Here is a 19,904-nt window from a genome sequence, read left to right on the forward strand (position 1 = left end):
GCTGGCGGGAAAATTGATGAAGCTAAAAGTTGCTATGTCAAAGCAATAGAAATTAACCCTAATTTTGCCGAAGCTTATGCTAATTACGGCAGCATTTGCGCGCAGCAGGAACAGTGGCAGCAAGCAGTTTCTGCTTACGAAAAGGCGATCGCCCTGAAACCAGATTTTGCCGGTGCTTTCCGCAATTTTGCAAAACTGTTAACTCAGTTAGGAAAGTCGGAGGAGGCGGCTGAGGCTTGGTATCGAGCATTTGCGATCGACCCGAAATCCGGCACCGCCGAGGAACACGAAAATTTAGCCAAAACTTTGATCGAGCAAGGTAAGGTAGAGAAGGGAATTGAGTGTTACCGGCGCGCGGTAGAGTTGAACCCAAATGCTGGTGCAGCTTATCACGAATTGGGCGAAATTCTTAAGGGTCAAGAACAGTGGGAAGCGGCGGTAGATGCTTACACTAATGCCATTAGAAACAATCCTAATCTTTCTTGGTCGCACAACAATTTAGCTGAGTCGCTGGTTAAGTTGGAACGGTGGGAGGAAGCTGTAAATGCTTACCGCAATGCGATCGAATTAAATCCAGATTTTAGCTGGTCTCACAACAATTTAGCAGATGTGCTGGTTAAGTTGGAACGGTGGGAAGAAGCTGTAGAGTCTTACCGGAAAGCAACAGAATTAAATCCTGATTTCAGTTGGTCGCACAACTATTTAGCAGACGCGCTGATTAAGCTGGGAAGGTGGGATGAGGCAATTTCGGCTTACCAAAGGTCGATCGAACTCAATCCCGACCATTTTTGGGCGCACAACAATTTAGCAGAAGCGCTGGTGAATTTGGAACGTTGGGATGAGGCGGTTGTTGCCTACCGGCGTGCTAACGAAGTTAATCCGAATTTCTTCTGGTCGCAGAGCAAATTAGGCGACGTGCTGCTAGAAATGGAAAGGTGGGAGGAAGCGATCGATGTTTACCGACGGGCGGCCGAGTTAAATCCTGATTTTCCTTGGACTTATTACAACATGGCAACGGCTTTTGAGAAGCTGGAACGGTGGGATGAGTCGATCGCCGCTTACCGCCGGGCTGAGGAAATTCAGGCGGATTTGCCGTGGCTTTCGCAAAAGTTGGCTGATGCTTTGAGGATGCGATCACAGTGGGATTTGAAGGAGGCGATGCGTTTGTACCGGCGGGCGATTCAGGAGAATCGTGATGACGTGCAGTTGTATCACAAGGCGCTGGAGATTGCGCCGAATGATGCTGACCTTTATGTTGAGTTGGCTAATGCTTTGGTGCGGCACAGTTGGCCGGATGGGGCGATCGTCTTTTATCAGATGGCGTTGCAGGTAAATCCCGAATGTGATGAGGCGCACTTGCAGTTGGGGTTGCTTTTCGCGCAAAAGAATGATACAGATCGGGCGATCGCTTGTTACCGCCGCGCTATAGAGGTTCAACCAAATGAGTATAAACCTTACCAATTGTTAGGGGATGTTTTGAGTGCAAAAGGTCAGCGGGAGGAAGCGATGAACTGTTACCGTCGCGCGATCGAGTTAAAACCTGACGATCCCTATATCCACAACAATTTAGGGGATATGCTGCGACATCAAGGAGATGTGGAGGGAGCGATCGCTTGTTACCGCCGCGCCATAGAACTTAAGTCTGATTTCTCATGGTTCCACTATAATTTAGGGGAAGTATTGACCAAAAAAGGGCGAATAGATGAAGCGAGTTCTTGTTACCGTCACGCCTTAGAGTTAGAACCAAAAATTTTCTAATTTACCCTCTCATTTGCCATGTATTTCGTAGGTTAACCTAACATCAGAAATACTATTTTCCTGAAAACAATCCCATCGCTATTGAAGGAGCATTCATGACCCCTGAAGAAACCCAGCGTTTAGAATCAAGTATCCAAAAGACTTTATCCACTCACACTAAAAGCGACAAAAGTTTTCTGTGGATGGCTTATTGGGTCATCTTCGATCGTGAAGCAGACCCGGATGGGCTAGAAGCGTGGTTAAACGATATCAAGGGTGGTTTGAGTCGAGCTGATGTCATCAAAAAAATGGTTGAGTCAGAGGAATTTCAAAGACGCCTTCCAGGTGGAGGAGAGGGGAACCAAACTCTTCATAGACTTCACAGTGGCAGAATGAAAATGGTGAAAACACTACTTCCACCGGCTAAAGTTGTTTTAGATTTGGGAGGTTATTCGGCCTCTGATCAAAAAGGTGCTTTATTGCAACTAGGCTATTCTAATCTACCGGAAAAGCTCTATATATTAGACTTTCATCCTGATCAAATGATGTTTCCCGGGCCGGAGTGGCCAAAACACATTAACCACCAAGGTTGTGAAATTGAATATGTCTATGGCAGTATGAATGATTTAGATTCATTTGAGGAAAACTTTTTTGACTTGATTTGGTCTGGAGAATCTATAGAACACATAACCCCTGAAGAGGCTGAAGCAGTTTTCGATCGAGCATACAAATTATTAAAGCCAGGTGGGAAGCTAGCACTAGATACACCAAATAGGCGAGCCACCAAGCTACAATGCCCTGATAACTATATCCATCCCGAACACAAAATAGAGTATTATTGGGAAGATTTATGCAAACTCTTAGAGAAACATAACTTCAAAATCATTGAAACCAAGGGAATTATCGATTTATCAACAGCAATTGAAAAATCTACCATGGAACATTTTAACCATGAATTTATGAACAGTCAACTCATAAATGATAATCCCGATAAATCCTATTGTTTCTACATTTGCTGTATGCGAGCAGAAGATTGTTAGGGTTGTTGATATAGAAAATTCCAGGTTTGTGAAGTACGCTGCAGATCCGATCTATCCCGGTAGGGACACAGGGAGCAGCCGTGTCTCAAGCTGCACTTCATCAACCTGGGATACGCTGTAAGTGTAGCCCTATTTTGTCTGAACCCTATTGCGTTAAAACCTTGATCGCTCTAATTCTCTTTGAGCTTCCAAAGCCGCTTGTTTCCAAGCTTGAGCTTGGGATTCATACCAGCTTTTTTCTTCTATTGTCCTGGTAATATATTCCAGGCGATGTCTAATTTTTTGACCGATAACCTCTGGACTCAATAAAGACCTAATCTCCTTAGCTCCTCTCACTCCTACTTGCTGTGCTTGCGGATAATTTTGAAAGACATACTGCATCAGCTCCACTGTATGCTCGATATCCGGCTCAGCCCAGATACTACCTTGTGGGTAAAGTCCATAAGCTTCAGTCGTTGCCACTAGATCGTACTTGACCAAAAAACTATTGCCGACATTCATAAAATCGGTATTGGATGAATAAGCCGTAGCTATGACTGGCTTGCCGTAATACATTGCCTCCGCCATAGTCAAGCCAAAACCCTCAGCCCGATGTAGCGATACATAGCAGTTACAATTATCTACTAACCCATGAACATCTTCCTTGCTCAAATGCCCTTCGATAAGTTGAATAGATGGCCAGTCTTCTGTCATTGCCTTTAGTTGATCGTACTGATTTTGATAATAAGGATGAGGTCTAACCTTAATAATCAGTAAAACATCTTCATTAGACTTCCCAAAAGCTTTTTTAAACGCCTTAATGGTAGCAAAAGGATTTTTTCGCTCAAAACCGCTACCCATGTCGAACATGAACAGAAAAATAAATTTGTCTGTGGGTAATTCTAAAGCTTCTCTGCCCAATTCGTTGGGCGGTAAATAAATGCTAGGTGGTAATTTGACCACGGGAAGAGGCGAGACATCGGAAATAGTTTCAGCAGTATAATTACTGTAAGTCCACACCTCATCAAATCGATTAAAAGCCCCCATAAAAAAATTTGGAAATACCGGAAGTTCCCAAATCCAAAAACCAATATTATAGCGATCCTTAAAATATTCAGGATCGATACAATTCAACAATGACTCGTGCGGGTTAGTATGGACGATATTAATGGGATAAGAATGATCGCTGGAAAAATTGGTGTATGTAGAATCTAAGTTGCGTTGCGAATCTTCTTTCAGATCCTTGATTGTAAAAGGAATGTTAGCTGCTTCTATCGCTCTGATAGTCCCTCGCACACCCCCGCCCAAACCAAACTCGCCACTAACATGACCGATAATATTAACTCCAAACTTAAAATTTGTGTTATTGAACATGATTGAACTCCTAATAACAAATATCTACAGTAAATTAAACTTTTTAAGTTTTAGCAAGCCTGTGGTGTTGCACTAGTTCAGATTGAACTTGCTGTGTTGTCTGCCGCCAAACTTGGATTTGAGAATGAGCCAAAGCCGTCTCTTGCTGCATCTGATGGATGCGAGTTGACCAGTTTGTAGATTGGTTCATTCTGTTTCTAATGATTTCCAATCGATTTTTGATTTTCGTGCCTAGAAGTTGAGGACTCAGTAAAGACTTGATTTCTTGAGCTGCTCTTGCTCCTACTTGTTGTGCTTCCTGGGGATTTTCAACAACATACTGCATTAATGATGCTGCATGATCGATATGGGGATCTGCCCAGTAATTACCTTTAAAGTAAGGCCCATAATCTTCTGTCAGCGTCACTATGTCATATTTTACTGGAAAACTATTGCCGACATTCATAAATTCCATATTGGATGAGTAGCCAGTGGCGATTACGGGTTTGCCGTAGTACATCGCTTCCGCCATTGTTAAACCAAAACCTTCGGCCCGGTGCAGAGAAACATAGCAGTCGCAATTGGCAACTAAAGCATGAAGTTCTTCTCTCTTTAAATGCCCATCTATAAAGTGAACTGGCCAGCCTGCTGCTTGCGCTTTGAGTTGGTCTCGCTCTTTGGGGAAAAAGCTGCCATTAGAAAACTTGAGTACCAGTAAGACATCTTCATTCGATTGAGCAAAAGCTCGCTTAAATGCCTCCAAAGTAGCAAAGGGATTTTTCCGACCTATGGTACTGTGGAAGTCAAACATGAACAAAAAAATAAATTTGTCTTGGGGTAATCCTAATTGCTCTCTATCAAACGACGGTTCGGGAAATTCAAGGCTGGACATCATCTTAATCACAGGGACGGGGGATACGGGCGCGATGGCTTCAGCACAGTAATTGCTATAAGTCCATATCTCGTCAAATAAAGAAAAAGCGTACAGCCACCCTGGAGGAAATATCGGCAGTTCCCAAGCCCAGAAACCAATATTGTATCGACCTTTAAAGCATTCGCGATCAACCATGTTGAAAACAACGGGTTCTGGCAGAGTGTGAATCAGGTTAATGGGATAGGGATTTTGCTCGGAAAAACTTGTGTAGCTGTTATCTAAATTTCGATGCCAATCTACCTTAATATCCTTGAGTGCAAAGGGAACACCAGCAGCTTCGATCGCTCTCAGAGTAGCCCTCGAACCTTCTCCCAGACCATATTCACCGCTCAGGTGTCCTATAAAGTTGATACCGAAATTAGAATCTAGGGTTTGATTTAACATAGTAAGTCTTCTACTTAAGAGACATTGAAAATAAATGCTTGAGAATTCAGCCCTATTGTAGTTGAAATTAAGAGTGTTTTGCTAACTCTTTCTGTACCTGTAATGCTGTCTGCCTCCAAGCTTGGGCTTGACGAGCCAATAAATCTCTTTCTGTCTGAAGTTCATGGAACCGATTTGACAACTGGGTATTATTTAGATGTCCCCTAATAAATTCAAGGCGATTTTTTATTTTTATACCTACAGCTTGAGGATTTAATAAAGACCTGATTTCCTTTGCTGCTATTTTTCCTATTTTCTGAGCTTCCTGATAATTCTCAAATACAAACTGCATGAGAGACGCAGCATGATCGATATCTGGTTCCGCCCAGACACTGCCTTTGGGATAAGCTCCATAATCTTCAGTTGTTGTCACCAGTTCGTATTTAACCGGAAAACTATTGCCAACATTCATAAATTCCATATTAGATGAATAGGCGGTGGCTATTACTGGCTTGCCGTAGTACATCGCTTCCGACATTGTTAAACCGAAGCCCTCAGCCCGATGCAGAGACACATAACAGTCACAACTATTAACCAAGCCGTGAATCTCTTCTTTTTTCAAATGTCCGTCTATAAACTGAAGAGATGACCAACCCTCAGCTAAATCAATTAGTTCCTGCCGCCGTTGCGGAAAAAGATGAGCATTGGCAAACTTGAGAACGAGTAAAACATCGGGATTAGATTTACCAAAAGCTCGTTTAAATGCCTCAACGGTGGCAAAGGGATTTTTCCGTTCAAAGGAACTGCCAAAGTCAAACATGAAAAGAAAAATAAACTTATCTTTGGGTAAGTTTAACTTTTCTCTTGTTAATAGAGGTTGCGGGAAGGCGAGGCTAACAGGAATTTTGAGTACAGGAACTTGGGAGACAGTCGCAAATGCTTCTGCACAAAAGTTACTGGTAGTCCAGATTTCATCAAATAAATCAAATGCCCACTGCCATTCAGAGGGAAATACGGGCAGTTCCCATAACCAGACACCTATATTGTATTTGCCTTTGAAATATTCAGAACCAATGCCGGGAAAGTATCCTGCTAAAATCTGCTCAACCCAATTAGGATTGGTTTGGACTATATTGATGGGATATGGATTGTCGTCGGAAAATTTTTTGTAGCTGGTATCGGAGTTGGGTAACCAATCTATTTTCAGATCCTTAACCGCAAAGGGAATTCTGGCTGCTTCTATGGCTCGGAGATTTCCTCTAGCGGCTTCCGCTAGCCCAAAATCACCGGTTATATGACCGGCTAAATTTACACCCAAAGAATTATTTAGTTTATGATTTAACATTCGTCTTGGTTTTGGGTGAGTAGAAATGTCTGAATATGATTGAAAAACGATTTAATCTATGAAGCCTTTTTAATGAGCAGCCCCAAGGATGTTGTGACATATTGTTCTAACTGAAGCTTTAAGTGTATTCCCGACCAGGGCGGTACGTCTATGTGACGATCGAATGGTCCGCTTCCAGTGTTGTAGTTGAGGACTATTTCGTGTCCTTGGCTTGTCAACTCTGCTGCGAGTCTGTCGATGTCCTGCCGTCGAAACAGTACAGTCTGTTGGTGGTCGATCGTCGCGTCATTAGAAAAAACGTTGAATTCGGTGGTATGTACTGCTATTCCCCCCGGACGCAGGCACTTAATGCTGTTTTTGACAAATTGCAGCCCCAGTTCGATGGAGCCGACGTGCTCGAAAGCGCAAGACGAATAGACAAAATCGAAGCCGACCAAATCAGGATCTATCTTGTTCATATCTGCCACGCGGTAACTCACCTTTGATGCGAAGCGTTGGGGGGGGCAGATGCCGCGATCGTTAAGTGCCTCTAGCGTGGCTGCATATTGACCGGTACCTGCCCATCCCTGCTTAGTGGCTTCCTCTGAATCTAGGTCTGTCGCCACCACTTCGCAGCCTCGCGCAGCCATTACAGCTACTAATGGTTCCTGACCGACACCAAAACCTAGTCCGCGCCTGCCTGGTGACATCATGCCCGCCTCAGACAGACACTGGAGGATATAGGCGTACTCCCACAATTTTCGATGAAATATTGGCTCGTGCGGCAGACGAGTTTCCTCACACCAATAGTAGAAGGCATCCGATCGACACTGGGCCTCGGTGGCCATTTGCGAGACTGGATTGGTTAAGTTTGGCTCGTCATTGACAATCAATGGCTGATGCTTAATAGTAGTTTTCTCAATACTGAAACCCGAGTTTGTAATCATAGCTTCCTTGCAATATCTTACTAATGGATGGTCAGCACTGTCTTGCCATTAATGCTTCGACGCATCAATTCTTTCCATTCTGCTGAGTTAACTAAGCTATTGGTATCGAGGATATCTCCTTTTTCTGACGAAAAGCGAGCAAAATTTTCTAACCAGTTCAAAACTGTTTCTGTTGTTGAAAAAGGCGTGCACTTCAAGGATTCTTTAAGAAAGTTAGCCATCCCCGCCCTATCGCCTTTGCAATAAGCGTACCACCCCTCCCACAATAAGTCTTTGTACTGCATCTGACTTTTGACCTCAGTTTCTCTAACCCTAGCTTGCGAAAACTTTAATCTTTCCAATTCACTCTGAGTCTGATGGAGTTGTAACTGGGATTGTTCCAATTCGCTCTGAGTCTGATGGAGTTGTAACTGGAATTGTTCCAATTCACTCTGAGTCTGATGCAGTTGTAACTGGGATTGTTCCAATTCGCTCTGAGTCTGGTGCTGGATTGCTTGAGATTGTTCCAATTCACCCTGAGTCTGGTGCTGGATTGCTTGGGATTGTTCCAATTCACTCTGAGTCTGATGCAGTTGTAACTGGGATTGTTCCAATTCACTCTGAGTCTGATGGAGTTGTAACTGGGATTGTTCTAATTCACTCTGAGTCTGCTGCTGGATTGCTTGGGATTGTTCCAATTCACTCTGACTCTGATGGAGTTGTAACTGGGATTGTTCCAATTCACTCTGAGTCTGCTGCTGGATTGCTTGGGATTGTTCTAATTCACTCTGAGTCTGCTGCTGGATTGCTTGGGATTGTTCTAATTCACTCTGAGTCTGATGGAGTTGTAACTGGGATTGTTCTAATTCACTCTGAGTCTGCTGGAGTTGTAACTGGGATTGTTCTAATTCACTCTGAGTCTGCTGCTGGATTGCTTGGGATTGTTCTAATTCGCTCTGACTCAGTTGCAATTGCAACTGACATTCTGCCAATTCACTCTGAGTTTGCTGTAAGAGAGCCTTGTTTTGCTCGAATTCTGTCCGCGTCTCATAGGGCATATTGTATAACAGAGGACTCGGCTCAACATTTAATTTCAAGTGAAAGTCACTTGAAAGCTTGGAAAGCTCGATAACTGCGATCGCATTTGCTTGAGAAAAAGGCGAGCTGTATTCCACATAACTCAGTTCAAGAGCATCTAACTCTTCCCAAAGCACGTTAAAACCACGGTCAGTTGTTTCTCTGTCTATTAGCTTTAAACAATTAACAGAGACAGCCTCTTTAGGAATTCCATATTTTTTTCCTAATAGATACAAATACTCTTTACTAAACTGAATATACCATTCCCCATCTATAAGCTTCCCAAAAGGAACGGTAATCAAGGCTTTGCCATCAGGAGCAAGTAAATCGTATATCTTAGCAATTGCTTTTAATGGACCTTCAAGATCGCGGTTTTCTTCCTGCTCTCCATATCCACCAGAAGGATCTCCTTTTTGTCCAATGTGTTCGACTGTAGAAAGTGAGACAATCGCGTCGTACTTTTGGTCAGACGGTAGGTTCATTAAGTCTTCATTATCTACCCCTACTTCTACTTCAAATTTATCGACAATTCGTCTGGATGTTATACCAAGCGTTTCACTCAAATGATTTTCATAATGAGAGAGTACATTTCCCACTTCAAGTATGCTTGCTGGTTTTTGGATCTCTGCCAAAAAGTTAAAAGCAATAGGTATCTCTACAGCTCTTTCGGTAGGATTGTTGAATTTTATACGATTGTAATAAAACTCTTTTTTATTAAAATAAAACGTTCTTTTCCATTCTTGCATTGTGGATTCTCCGGTCTTTTCTACATTAAATTTAGTGGGATTTGAGAGTTTTGTGAATTGACGCAATTGATACTGATACGATGCCATGTGACTAATCTGCAAGTCAACCCAATTTTCCCATAAATGCTCCCCAATGGCAGCTTATATTACAGCAATTTCCGTTAGTCTATTAAGACTGGAGTTGATCGCTATAGGTTCCTGCAGATTTAATCTGGCATCAAGCACGATCGCCAGAAGTCCTGACAACGCATGATGACTTTCACCTGTTACACTTACCCAGCCATCAGGCTGTTCCTGCTGCAACATCAAGTACATCGCCTCTCAATAGTCCGGGATTCCACCACAGTTTACACTAAGGTTAGGTCATTAAGGTTACATCTTGTCAAATGTACACAACTTAGTGTAATCTGAACTGGATCATCAGCTTAGCAGGATTGACAGTAACTCAAGAGGGAAGCCAAAAAAACTGCCGTTGATTATTTGGACCAGGGCGATCGACTTCTAGAGTCAGGAAGTGTGGAGGAGGCGATTGGCTGTCGTTTTGATGTTGTTGCGGTATTTGACTCCATCATAAAGTTAAACTCTGTTTCTTTAGATCTAAGCGACTCCAGCCTGCTCTAGCAGATTTTTCAGGGAATCAATGTTAACAAGTGTATCTTCATAACCATCTTTGTAGTAAACGAGTTGACGCAACTGAGGACATTGAATTCCTGAACCTACCAAATAATAGTAATCAAGTCTCTGGTAATGGCTAATCAGTTCGCCAATTTGAACGACCTGGTGGGGCGAGAAAATTTCGATAACTTTAGTTCCCGGCTGGCAAAAAACAAGGTTGCTGACTGCTGAACCGTGCATCAGGACTACAACCTCAGCCTGAGCCATCAATGAGACTTGTTCAGCAAAGGATATTGACTCTGCGAAGATTCTTGTAAAACCCAGCTCATTCAAAAGATTTAGCACTTCATATTCATTAATTGTTCTCCGTTCTGTTCCTGCATTCCGACTGATATATATACGCTTTAGCTTCCTTGATTTTGATGGTAGTGCTAGGGGAAGAAACTTGCTTCTGAGGAAATCGCACGCCCATTTGGTTGGGAAACACTGAAAACCGGGATAAGAGGGAACAACTAATTTATTAGCTTGTATATGGGCATGATTCTTGGTCTCTATGATTTTATTGACGGGAATACCCAACACCTCAAGGGTTTCTTTTTGAAAAGGTGAGCGGTAACCGTTAATTAAAAACTTGTCAATACTGCCCAGATCAATTCCACTTAGTTGTAACAATCCTATCCTAGGAAGTAAATCTAACATCCAATGGTAATAAATGAGTCCAGTATCTACGGATAAGACAGCTACAGTACCATTAATATGCTCCACAAGTGGTAAATTAGTTGCTGAGAAAATAGGATGTCGATCTATGGGTATGCCAGGGCAGGTAGAAACATCTAGCAATAACTGATTATCTGAGGTTATAACAGCAGTTTTCGTGTTATAGCCGTACTCGCAATACCGACCCTCTGGTATTGTGACTACAAATGTGGCGGGCGACTCAAATTGACTCCACCAACTACTATTCAATATCGGATAGAAAGCTCTATCTATTGTTTGCGGCGGTGCTGAGAGCGAGAAGTGATGGGGAGAGTGGAGTTCTATGTAGTTAGTTTGCTTTAATGGAGATGCAAGTACCCACTCCCGCACAGTGCCACACCCTTGGGGAAGTGCAGCAGGCTGTGCTTTTTGAAAATACAAGTTAGCTTCTTCCTGTTTGCCTTGCTGTTGGAGAATACTGCCTATATAAGTTTGGGCGATCGAACCAAACCTGTGATGTTCTAAATCGATTAGGTCTTGGAAACACGAAATAGCTTCATCGAACTTAGATTGTGCATGAAGTAAGCCTCCCAATAGCAGATAAGCCCCAACATATTCTGGATCTATTTGGATAGATTTTTGGTAAAATTTAATTGCTTCGTCAAAATTTTTCTGGTGTGACCTAGCCTGTCCTATATAAAAGTAAACTTCTGCCCATTCTGGATGCTGCTGAATAACTTTTTGATAGGAGGTAATTGCCTCATCAAGTTGGTTTTGCTGTGCTAGTGCTTGCCCGATATAAAAGTAAATTTCCGCCCATTCTGGGTGCTGCTCAATAGCTTTATGGTATGAGGTAATTGCCTCATCAAGCTGATTTTGCTGTGCTTGCGCTTTCCCTAAATCGAAGTAAATTTGAGGTGCGTCGGGGGAGTCAGATTGAATTAAGAGCGACTTTTGGTATGCCTTTATGGCCTCACCTGCCTTGCCCCTTGCTGCGAGGAGTTTCCCCAAACAAGCGTATAATTCGGCTGAGTCGGGTTGATTTAGTAAGGCTTTGAAAAATTTCGCTCTCAGAGCAACCTGGGCATCGGGTTGGTTCTGGGTGGCTAGATTGTCGGCCCAACGACTGTAGGCTAGCACGAGGTCTGATTTTGACCGAATTGCCTGGTGATAGGTGGCGATCGCCTCATCCCATTGGGCTTGTTTTGCCCATTGAGCTCCCACATGCCAGTAAGTTTCCTCTTCAGAAGCTGAGGCGATCGGTTCCCACACCCACTTAAATTCTACTGATTGTTGCATTCCGGCGAGAATTGTTCTGCGCGTAATGCTCTTGTCCGCGAGGAGCTTGATATACCACTGTTTGCCTGCTTCATCTGGATAGCGGAGCAAATATTTACGGTAAGCTGCTTGCAAAAACTCTTCATCGCTGAGGTGATAATTGGTTAGCAGAAATTGTACGTCGTTTAGTTTAAATTCTTCTGGTATTGAATCGCTGTTTAATTTTTTCGGGTTCTCCCACAAAAGAGGCTCGCTATTCCAAGGATCGAAGGGGATTAGTTTCTCTGCTGACCAGTCCGGACGAAAGAAGAACTTGCCTGTTTCGTTAAGCATACACGCTGCAAACGAAAAACTGCTATTTGATATAGCGACAACATCGCACTGGCTCAATATGTAAAAATCTGAATAAAAGTCTGCTTCCGACACATTAGCACCTAAATCTTGTGCTGTTACTGGGTTGTATTCTGCAAAATCTCCGATAACTTTTTCTATTTCGTCGCTAGCAATGAATAGTACAGGTTCATCAAGCCTTTCCCACAGACCCCTGAGCCACTCTTTATACCATTCGCTAGGTGCTGGTAAGAAAGGTACTGTATTAAACTTGCTGTAGTCCCCGCGGCGAAGGTGCAGACCTACAACAGTTTTTCCTAGAGAACGCAGGCACGCGATCGCAGCTTGCATTTTTGTTTCAACTTCTGTCGCTGGTTGAAATAACGATCGCACGTAATCTTTGTAGGGAGCGTAATATTTTGTGTGGTACTGGCAGTAACCTGAAAAGTCTACATTTTTGTAAATTGTTGGCGAATTGGGGATTATAGCTTCTGCAAACCAAACAGAAAATGTTCCATCTTGTTGCCTAACTTCTTGAATTTGAGGTAATTTCTGAGAAATCGGCTGGTCTTGATGACCAAATAGATATTGTCCGATCCAAGCAGGTGTCTCGCACCGGAGATTATGCTGTTTGGCATAGATTCTTAAAAAAGCGTACTCAAATATCTGGTTTCCAAATCGATTGATGTCAAGTTCCGACATAGTAACGGCTGGCTTTTTGACATAAAACGCATCCCCCCAAGACGGGTGAAGCGGGGTTGTTGTTGCAGCACGATCGAAACCGTAATTCTCCAAAAATTCGTCAATTTGGTCAATCAAGGCGCAGCCTTCGTACAGTTCTTCGTAATTTACTTCTGTGTTAATTGCTTCTACATATTTCAGTAAATTAGTCGCTCCTTGCAAAGCCAAAAGTTCTGCACCTTGGATATCTATGTTGAGGATATTAAAATCCGCAGATTCCAGTTCCAGTTCTTGCAGCAGGGTATCTAGAGTTTTTGATTCTACTGTTACTTGGTGAGTTTCCTGAATGGTGGGATAAATCTCTGCATGAAGCTTTAACGGCAAAATCGAACTGCTTTGATCCATTGAAGTGACGTGCAAGTTGACCGTGCCATTTCTATCGCTCGCAGCACAATTAACTGCTTGCACGTTGGAGAATCCTGCTATTTTGAGCTGCAATCTTTCAAACACTTCTGGGTTAGCTTCGATATACAATACCCTTTGTATGCCCATTGCTTGGTACAATGCAGTTTCATTACCTTCGTGAGCTCCAACGTGAACCACACCGCGCGGAACGATGGAATGCTGCGTACAAACTTGCTGTAAATCAAGCATTTGGGGTGCTTCACCCAAAACTGCCGAGCGAAAGCGTTCGTTTACTGCTAAGAAAATGCTCCACTCATAGTTTTCATGATCGGACTGAAAATAGGGAAAATACTCTAATCCATCTGGTTGAATCTTAAATATTGCATACCGCAAGTTTTGAAAATATTCAAAAACTTGTTTGAGTGTTGTTTTCGAGTCTATATAAGTACCCCCGTATTCAAATTGAATGTAATCAATTTTACCCTGGCGCAATAAATTATTAGCTCCCTCTAGTACATTGAATTCGCCACCTTCCACATCTATCTTTAAAAAATTAATGTGGTTAATTTCTTGCCTTTGACAGTAATTATCTATAGTAGTTGTCAAAACATTGATAATTTGAGGCTGCTTAATATCATATTCCTTTTCAGCCTGCAACCTGCGGTAAAATGTACTCCATTCTGGAGAGTCATGATAATAAGCAAACTTCCTTGATTCTTCTTGTTTCCCTACCGCATAGTTATTGGGAATAATTTGACTATTACAAATTCCTTCGGCTAAATTTTGTAAAAGACTTTTGTAAATTTTAGGAACTGGCTCAAACAGGTGGATTTCTGCATTAGGAAATTGATTAAATACTTCCTCACTCCAACTGCCAACATTCGCACCTACATCAAAAACTACTTGACCAGATGCGATGAATCTTTCGATACATAGCAATTCGCCGCTGTGCAAGCTTGTCTTGACTGTGGGTCTAGGCTTTGGCGGTTTTTCAGGCAATGCAGGTGCTGGCTTTTGGAGCGATCGCACTTCATCTTCCCATGCCTTTGTGCTAACTTCCTGACTATACTGAGCCACGAGTAATTTGGCTCCTTCGGGAACAGAAACTATCACATCCTCAACTATAACGGTATATCGACTTCTTCCCGAATTCAACAAACTGGTAACAGCATCAATAGTCGGCCACTGCTCTATACGGTGAGGACTCGGGGGCGGACATAAAAAAAGGCGTGCATCATCTATTAGGATAAAGTGATCGAATTCAGAATCGTTGATAATTTGCAACTCTTCCAGCAGCGGACACTCCTCAGATTCTCCATATGTTATTCCCCCGCTCCAGTGAGCGTCTAGCCAAAAAATACAAGGTTCCTTGAGCGTGGGTACAATTGCTGCAAGCTGCTCTTTTGAGTTTCCCAATACGAAGTCGATATTTTTTAAGTGACCGTAGTTATGTACTACTGCCTCATATATTTCTTTAGCTGCTTCGATTGTTATAACTTTTGGAAAATACTGTGCAGCCCACAATGCCGTTGCACCGCAGTTAGTGCCAGTTTCAATAAAACCTTGCAAATGGTATGCTTCTTTCAAGGCTATTGCTAGCTCTGTTGGCACTCCTCCTCTGATTAAACCCATTGTAATTACTCCTTATCTAAAATTGGGAAATACGTACATCTGAAAGATGGTTACAGCTCTAGCTTGTTGTCAGAAATATCTGTGTGTAAGCTGCTTGAGCTGGAGCTTTATTGTCTTCAATAAAGCTCCAGCTCAAGCAGCTTATAAGGATTGAAAGCGATCATCATTTGTTCCCGCAAATCTAATTTTACAGTTTTCCCCGGCTTTTCTGCTCACAGCCGCCGCAACCACGATCCAGGCCAGTGAGTAAGGTTTTCACTTAACTCACCTTCATTAAAATACCATGCTGGTTGCTGGATCACAAAATCAGAATGTCGATCGGCAAGCTCAGCCGTCCCAGTGCGATGCTTCCTGTTTCACTCAGGATGATCAGTAATTTATTTCTCCACACGTTTCACCCCCCCAGTCATGGTGTCTTGGCCCTGTTTCCGCCACTGTCACCTTAAAATCTTGCTTCTGGTGTTCTTCGTGATAGGTGATCGGATTTTGACGGCCCAAGCAAATAGTAGACTCATTATTCATCGCTTCATAATTGAGGAAAGACTCCTTAATCATGTTGCCCTGATAATCCAAATACACAAAAAAATCTTGAAATCCTTAAGGGGCATAGGTTTTCATAATGTGCCATAGAATTGGATACCCGCCCACATCTACTAGGGGCTTGGGACGAAATTCTGTTTCTTGTCTGAGAGGTGTCCCCAAACCGTCGGCTAATATAACTACTTGCATTGTTTCACATCTTGAAAAGGGTACACAACCGCTGATAATTCACAACAGGTATTTATTGCAAAGAAAGAGCTATATTTTCTGAAAAAATACTCACACCTTACCCATCCTCGCTTCCACCATCATCCGCACCACGTCGGGCATTTTATATTTTGCCTCCCAGCCCAATTTTTCTTTTGCTTTACCCGGATTTCCCCTCCCAACTGCAATCTCCGTCGGTCTGTAAAGACTCTCATCGGTTACTAAATGTTCCTGCCAATCCAAACCTGCAGAAATAAACGCTGTCTGCACAAACTCCTCCAAAGGATAGCTTACACCCGTGGCAATTACATAATCGTCCGGTTCTTCCTGCTGCAACATCAAATACATCGCCTCCACATATTCGGGAGCCCAACCCCAGTCTCGCTGCACTGAAATATTACCTAAATGCAGTTTTTCCGAACTACCCGCAGCAATTCGGCACACAACAGATACAATTTTTTGAGTAACAAACCTCTCCGGCCGCAGCGACGACTCGTGATTGAACAAAATACCAGAACAAGCAAACAAATTGTAAGCTTCTCGATAATTCGCTACTTCCCAAAATGCCGTTGCTTTCGCCACCGCGTAAGGACTTCTGGGGCGAAAAGGCGTATTTTCATCGGCTGGATTGCCTCGGGTATCCCCAAAACATTCGCTGGAACTGGCGTTGTAAAGTTTGATTTTTCCGCCTGTAAACCGAATTGCTTCTAACAGATTCAATGTTCCTGTGGCAATGCTTTCGAGGGTTTCTACGGGTTGTTCAAAAGACAGACCGACGGAACTTTGACCTGCTAGATTGTACACTTCGTCGGGCTGAATTTTCGCTAGTACCTGCAAAACGCTGCGAAAATCGTTGAGAGACATGGATTCTAGTTTTACTCGGTCTCGGATGCCCAAACGGGCCAGGTTTCCGAAACTAGATATTTGGGCGTCCCTGGAGGTGCCGCAAACTTCATAACCTCGATCGAGCAACAGTTTAGCTAAATAAGCTCCATCCTGACCTGATATACCGCTAATTAACGCTTTTTTCATATCACATTTTGTTTTCAACAATGTACCGTAACTGTTGCTATTTTTTCAGGTTTTTAACTTTTAGAGTCGGAATTTTTATTTTTTTAATATTTGGGATTTTCCCAGGATTTACCAAAGCAATTTTAAGCGCTTACTACAAACATACAACAAATTTATCATCCAGCAGACCCGAAAGCCCGATCGAAGTAATATTGCAAAAAGTTCGATCGATAGCTGGGAGTAGCAGCATACAGATATCGGGTAGGGACACGGGACTGCCATGTCCCTACGATATTTCATTTTGTACTCGCCAACTATCGACTGCCAAAAGTCTCTAGCACTCGAAAACAGAAATAACAAGTCAGCTAGAAATCGACTCAAAAGTAAAAAATATCAGCATTTTTTACCTTCTGCCGAATGACTAAGGCCTTCTGCCTTCGGGTACTAGGCTTCCCACCTTTCGGCGACTAATTCAGCCAAGTCAACCACCCGCTGACTGTAGCCCCACTCATTGTCGTACCAAGCCAAAACCTTTACCATGTCGCCATCCATCACCAGCGTTAAGCTGGAATCCAGAATCGAAGAAGCATCACTTCCGCGATAGTCGCATGAAACTAAAGGCAAATCGTTGTACTCTAAAATCCCTTTCATGGAGCCAGAGGCAGCTTCTTTGAAGACTTGATTTACTTGCTCGGTAAAAGTCTTTTTCTCTACCTGAGCCACAAAATCGACTACGGACACATTGGGAGTCGGGACGCGCATGGCAATACCATTTAACTTGCCTTTCAATTCCGGAATCACCAAAGCCACAGCTTGCGCCGCTCCGGTAGAAGTCGGCACAATATTCATCGCAGCAGCCCGGGCCCGCCGCAAATCTCGGTGGCTGGCATCCAGCAAGCGCTGGTCGCCAGTATAGCTGTGGGTAGTGGTCATCATGCCTTTGACGATGCCAAAATTTTCGTGCAGCACTTTCAGTACAGGAGCCAGACAGTTGGTAGTACAGCTAGCATTGCTGATGACTGTGTAGTCACTGTGCTTGTAGTTGTGGTGGTTGACTCCCATCACATAAGTGCCAACTTCAGAACCCTTGCCGGGAGCGGTAATTAGCACTTTTTTAGCGCCGGCAGTGATATGCTTCGATGCACCAGCTTGGTCAACGAAGACGCCGGTCGATTCAATAATCAGATCAATACCCCAATCTTTCCAAGGCAAGTTTAGCGGGTTGCGATCGCTCACGCATTTAACTGTCTTGCCGTTGAGAGTAATGGAATTTTCATCCGCACTGATGTCCACATTCTTCAACGTTCCCATCATGGAATCGTATCTCAGCAAGTGAGCATTACTTCTGGGATCGGAAGTGTCATTAATAGCTACCAACTCTAGCTGGCTGTTTTCTCTGCCCAGCCAGCAGCGCGCAAAACTGCGCCCGATACGTCCAAAACCATTGATCGCGACTCTAATCACCTTGTACCTCCTAACGATGGCAGCCTCTAGCTCAGGCTTAAATTTTGAAAAAATTTAAGAATTGACTTATGAGACAAGATCATATCGCAAAGGTCGATCCTTTCTAACTTTTTGTGTCGATCAAAAAAGCTTGAACTTTTCTAGAAGGCAGAAATTACAAGGCAGAAGGCATTAGGCTTTCAGCCGCTGGTTACTGGTAAAGCTGATGGGCTGCAATATAAGTCCCGACAACTTCCGAGACTAAGTAGCGGAGGTCGATCCTTTCGGCGCAACAGCGCCGGATGTGGCTCGACGAAATCTCGATCGCCGCCATGGAAAGCACCTCCCAGCGAATTTCCACATCCAGAAGAGCCATTTGTTCGGCGACTCGCCGGCCCACAGCATTTGTCTGAACCTGCATCCTGTCCCCCCCGGAATCGAGGGGTTTTCCACCCGGACAATCTCCCCACTCGGACACTCCCCCAATCTCCCCGCTTTCTGCTGTCACTCGATCTCCCTGAGTCGGACGTGGGGCCACCAACCAGTCGCACAACCCGGCCATTTCGGCGCACCGGTGCCATTTGGGAAGAGTAAGGAGCGCGTCACTACCAATAATCCAGTACCAGCGATGCTCGCCTGGATACAATTTTTGCAAATACAGCAGGGTGTCGATCGCAAAAGAACTGTCGGAATGATTTGCCGACCGCGGCGAAATTACGAAGTCTGGGCGATCGGCGATCGCCAAAGCAAGCATTTCCCGCCGCTGCTCAAAACTTGCCAAATCCGGGCGCCACTTGTGAGGAGGAGAGCGATCCGGTACCCAAATGACTCGATCTAGAGCAAATTGACTCGCAGCCGTCTCGGCTACCAACACGTGACCCCAGTGAACCGGGTCAAAAGTCCCCCCCAAAATCGCTATTTTCCCCATATTTCCCCAAAATCAGGATTAATACAGACATCGCGCCAATTTTATGTTTATACACTTTTAACCATCAGCTCGTTTATTAGAAAACCCTCGCTTCACATCGGTGATAAACCCCTGGACGACCCTAGTTTCGACGATCGTCCTGGACGCTGAAACCGGTTTTTCCAACCCCCTTAATTCGTTCCAACCTTCAATAAGACTTTAAAAACCCGGTTCTGAGCGTCGGAGTGGGTTCGGAACTCGATGATTAACCTTGCCAATATTAATCCCAACTTGTTTTGAGTGCGCGATCGACCGCCTGAGCATTCGTTTGTTGGCGGTCGAAAAAGTTGTGACGGTAGATATACTTATCGCAGTGGTAAAAATTTTAAGGGCTGCCAAGAGAGTCGATCGGCTTCTCGATCAAAACCAATGATTTTGTTTGATCTATGGCTTTGCGACTATTTTGACTAACTGCATAACTTGTATATATACAATAAAGTAAAAATATATACTATAGCTGCGATCGTGTCAATCTCTGACTTGGGCGAGAAAATGACCGTAAAGGTAGATTTGTGACTATAAAAGGAGCGAAATTTTGTTGTTCGTGGTAGTGTTTGTAAATCCTTATGGGTTTTACCCTCAATCTTGGTAAAAAGGTTGTGGGGCTTTTGCTGCCGTAT

General features: G+C 43.6%; 11 protein-coding genes and 1 pseudogene. 2 read left to right on the top strand and 10 right to left on the bottom strand.

The window, feature by feature from the left end:
- On the top strand, positions 1-1,758 hold a 1,758-nt coding region (locus QUA38_RS17310; protein WP_333163778.1), incomplete at its 5' end, for a tetratricopeptide repeat protein.
- Between the two features lie 95 nt (positions 1,759-1,853).
- A complete protein-coding gene (locus QUA38_RS17315) occupies positions 1,854-2,777 on the top strand; it encodes a DUF4214 domain-containing protein (protein ID WP_333163779.1) in 924 nt (307 codons plus the stop codon).
- 153 nt (positions 2,778-2,930) lie between these two features.
- On the opposite strand, the gene QUA38_RS17320 is transcribed toward QUA38_RS17315, so the two are convergent.
- The 10 genes and pseudogenes from QUA38_RS17320 to nadD all read right to left on the bottom strand — a co-directional run bounded on the left by QUA38_RS17320 (position 2,931) and on the right by nadD (position 19,245).
- Entirely contained in the window at positions 2,931-4,130 is a 1,200-nt protein-coding gene (locus QUA38_RS17320) for a glycosyltransferase (protein ID WP_333163781.1), read from the bottom strand.
- Positions 4,131-4,173: 43 nt separating this feature from the next.
- Positions 4,174-5,427: a glycosyltransferase gene (locus QUA38_RS17325; RefSeq protein ID WP_333163783.1), complete on the bottom strand. Its 1,254-nt coding sequence runs from the start codon at positions 5,425-5,427 to the stop codon at positions 4,174-4,176.
- A gap of 67 nt (positions 5,428-5,494) precedes the next feature.
- Positions 5,495-6,751: a glycosyltransferase family 4 protein gene (locus QUA38_RS17330; protein ID WP_333163785.1), complete on the bottom strand. Its 1,257-nt coding sequence runs from the start codon at positions 6,749-6,751 to the stop codon at positions 5,495-5,497.
- A gap of 56 nt (positions 6,752-6,807) precedes the next feature.
- Positions 6,808-7,677 carry a class I SAM-dependent methyltransferase gene (locus tag QUA38_RS17335; RefSeq protein ID WP_333163786.1) on the bottom strand — a complete coding sequence of 290 codons (870 nt, stop codon included), beginning with the start codon at positions 7,675-7,677 and terminating at the stop codon, positions 6,808-6,810.
- Positions 7,678-7,697: 20 nt separating this feature from the next.
- The gene (locus tag QUA38_RS17340) at positions 7,698-9,566 is read right to left on the bottom strand and encodes a hypothetical protein (protein WP_333163789.1); all 1,869 of its coding nucleotides are present in this window, start codon (positions 9,564-9,566) and stop codon (positions 7,698-7,700) included.
- Positions 9,567-10,076: 510 nt separating this feature from the next.
- The gene (locus QUA38_RS17345; RefSeq protein ID WP_333163791.1) at positions 10,077-15,116 is read right to left on the bottom strand and encodes an FkbM family methyltransferase; all 5,040 of its coding nucleotides are present in this window, start codon (positions 15,114-15,116) and stop codon (positions 10,077-10,079) included.
- Between the two features lie 380 nt (positions 15,117-15,496).
- Positions 15,497-15,845: pseudogene (locus tag QUA38_RS29395) on the bottom strand (sugar phosphate nucleotidyltransferase); the annotation flags it as partial.
- 90 nt (positions 15,846-15,935) lie between these two features.
- A complete protein-coding gene (locus tag QUA38_RS17355; protein ID WP_333163797.1) occupies positions 15,936-16,895 on the bottom strand; it encodes a GDP-mannose 4,6-dehydratase in 960 nt (319 codons plus the stop codon).
- Positions 16,896-17,318: 423 nt separating this feature from the next.
- Entirely contained in the window at positions 17,319-18,338 is a 1,020-nt protein-coding gene (locus QUA38_RS17360) for a type I glyceraldehyde-3-phosphate dehydrogenase (RefSeq protein ID WP_006634268.1), read from the bottom strand.
- A gap of 190 nt (positions 18,339-18,528) precedes the next feature.
- Positions 18,529-19,245 (bottom strand): nicotinate (nicotinamide) nucleotide adenylyltransferase, encoded by a 717-nt coding sequence (nadD, locus tag QUA38_RS17365; protein ID WP_333163800.1) that lies wholly within the window; start codon positions 19,243-19,245, stop codon positions 18,529-18,531.
- Positions 19,246-19,904 lie beyond the last annotated feature (659 nt).

The sequence above is a fragment of the Microcoleus sp. Pol12B4 genome (assembly GCF_036701385.1).
Taxonomy (GTDB): Bacteria; Cyanobacteriota; Cyanobacteriia; order Cyanobacteriales; family Microcoleaceae; genus Microcoleus.

Excerpts from the sequence above, each read along its gene's own strand:
- nadD (WP_333163800.1), bottom strand. The coding sequence starts at position 19,245 with ATGGGGAAAATAGCGATTTTGGGGGGGACTTTTGACCCGGTTCACTGG.
- QUA38_RS17325 (WP_333163783.1), bottom strand. The coding sequence starts at position 5,427 with ATGTTAAATCAAACCCTAGATTCTAATTTCGGTATCAACTTTATAGGA.
- QUA38_RS17340 (WP_333163789.1), bottom strand. The coding sequence starts at position 9,566 with ATGGCATCGTATCAGTATCAATTGCGTCAATTCACAAAACTCTCAAAT.
- QUA38_RS17330 (WP_333163785.1), bottom strand. The coding sequence starts at position 6,751 with ATGTTAAATCATAAACTAAATAATTCTTTGGGTGTAAATTTAGCCGGT.
- QUA38_RS17335 (WP_333163786.1), bottom strand. The coding sequence starts at position 7,677 with ATGATTACAAACTCGGGTTTCAGTATTGAGAAAACTACTATTAAGCAT.
- QUA38_RS17355 (WP_333163797.1), bottom strand. The coding sequence starts at position 16,895 with ATGAAAAAAGCGTTAATTAGCGGTATATCAGGTCAGGATGGAGCTTAT.
- QUA38_RS17345 (WP_333163791.1), bottom strand. The coding sequence starts at position 15,116 with ATGGGTTTAATCAGAGGAGGAGTGCCAACAGAGCTAGCAATAGCCTTG.
- QUA38_RS17320 (WP_333163781.1), bottom strand. The coding sequence starts at position 4,130 with ATGTTCAATAACACAAATTTTAAGTTTGGAGTTAATATTATCGGTCAT.
- QUA38_RS17315 (WP_333163779.1), top strand. The coding sequence starts at position 1,854 with ATGACCCCTGAAGAAACCCAGCGTTTAGAATCAAGTATCCAAAAGACT.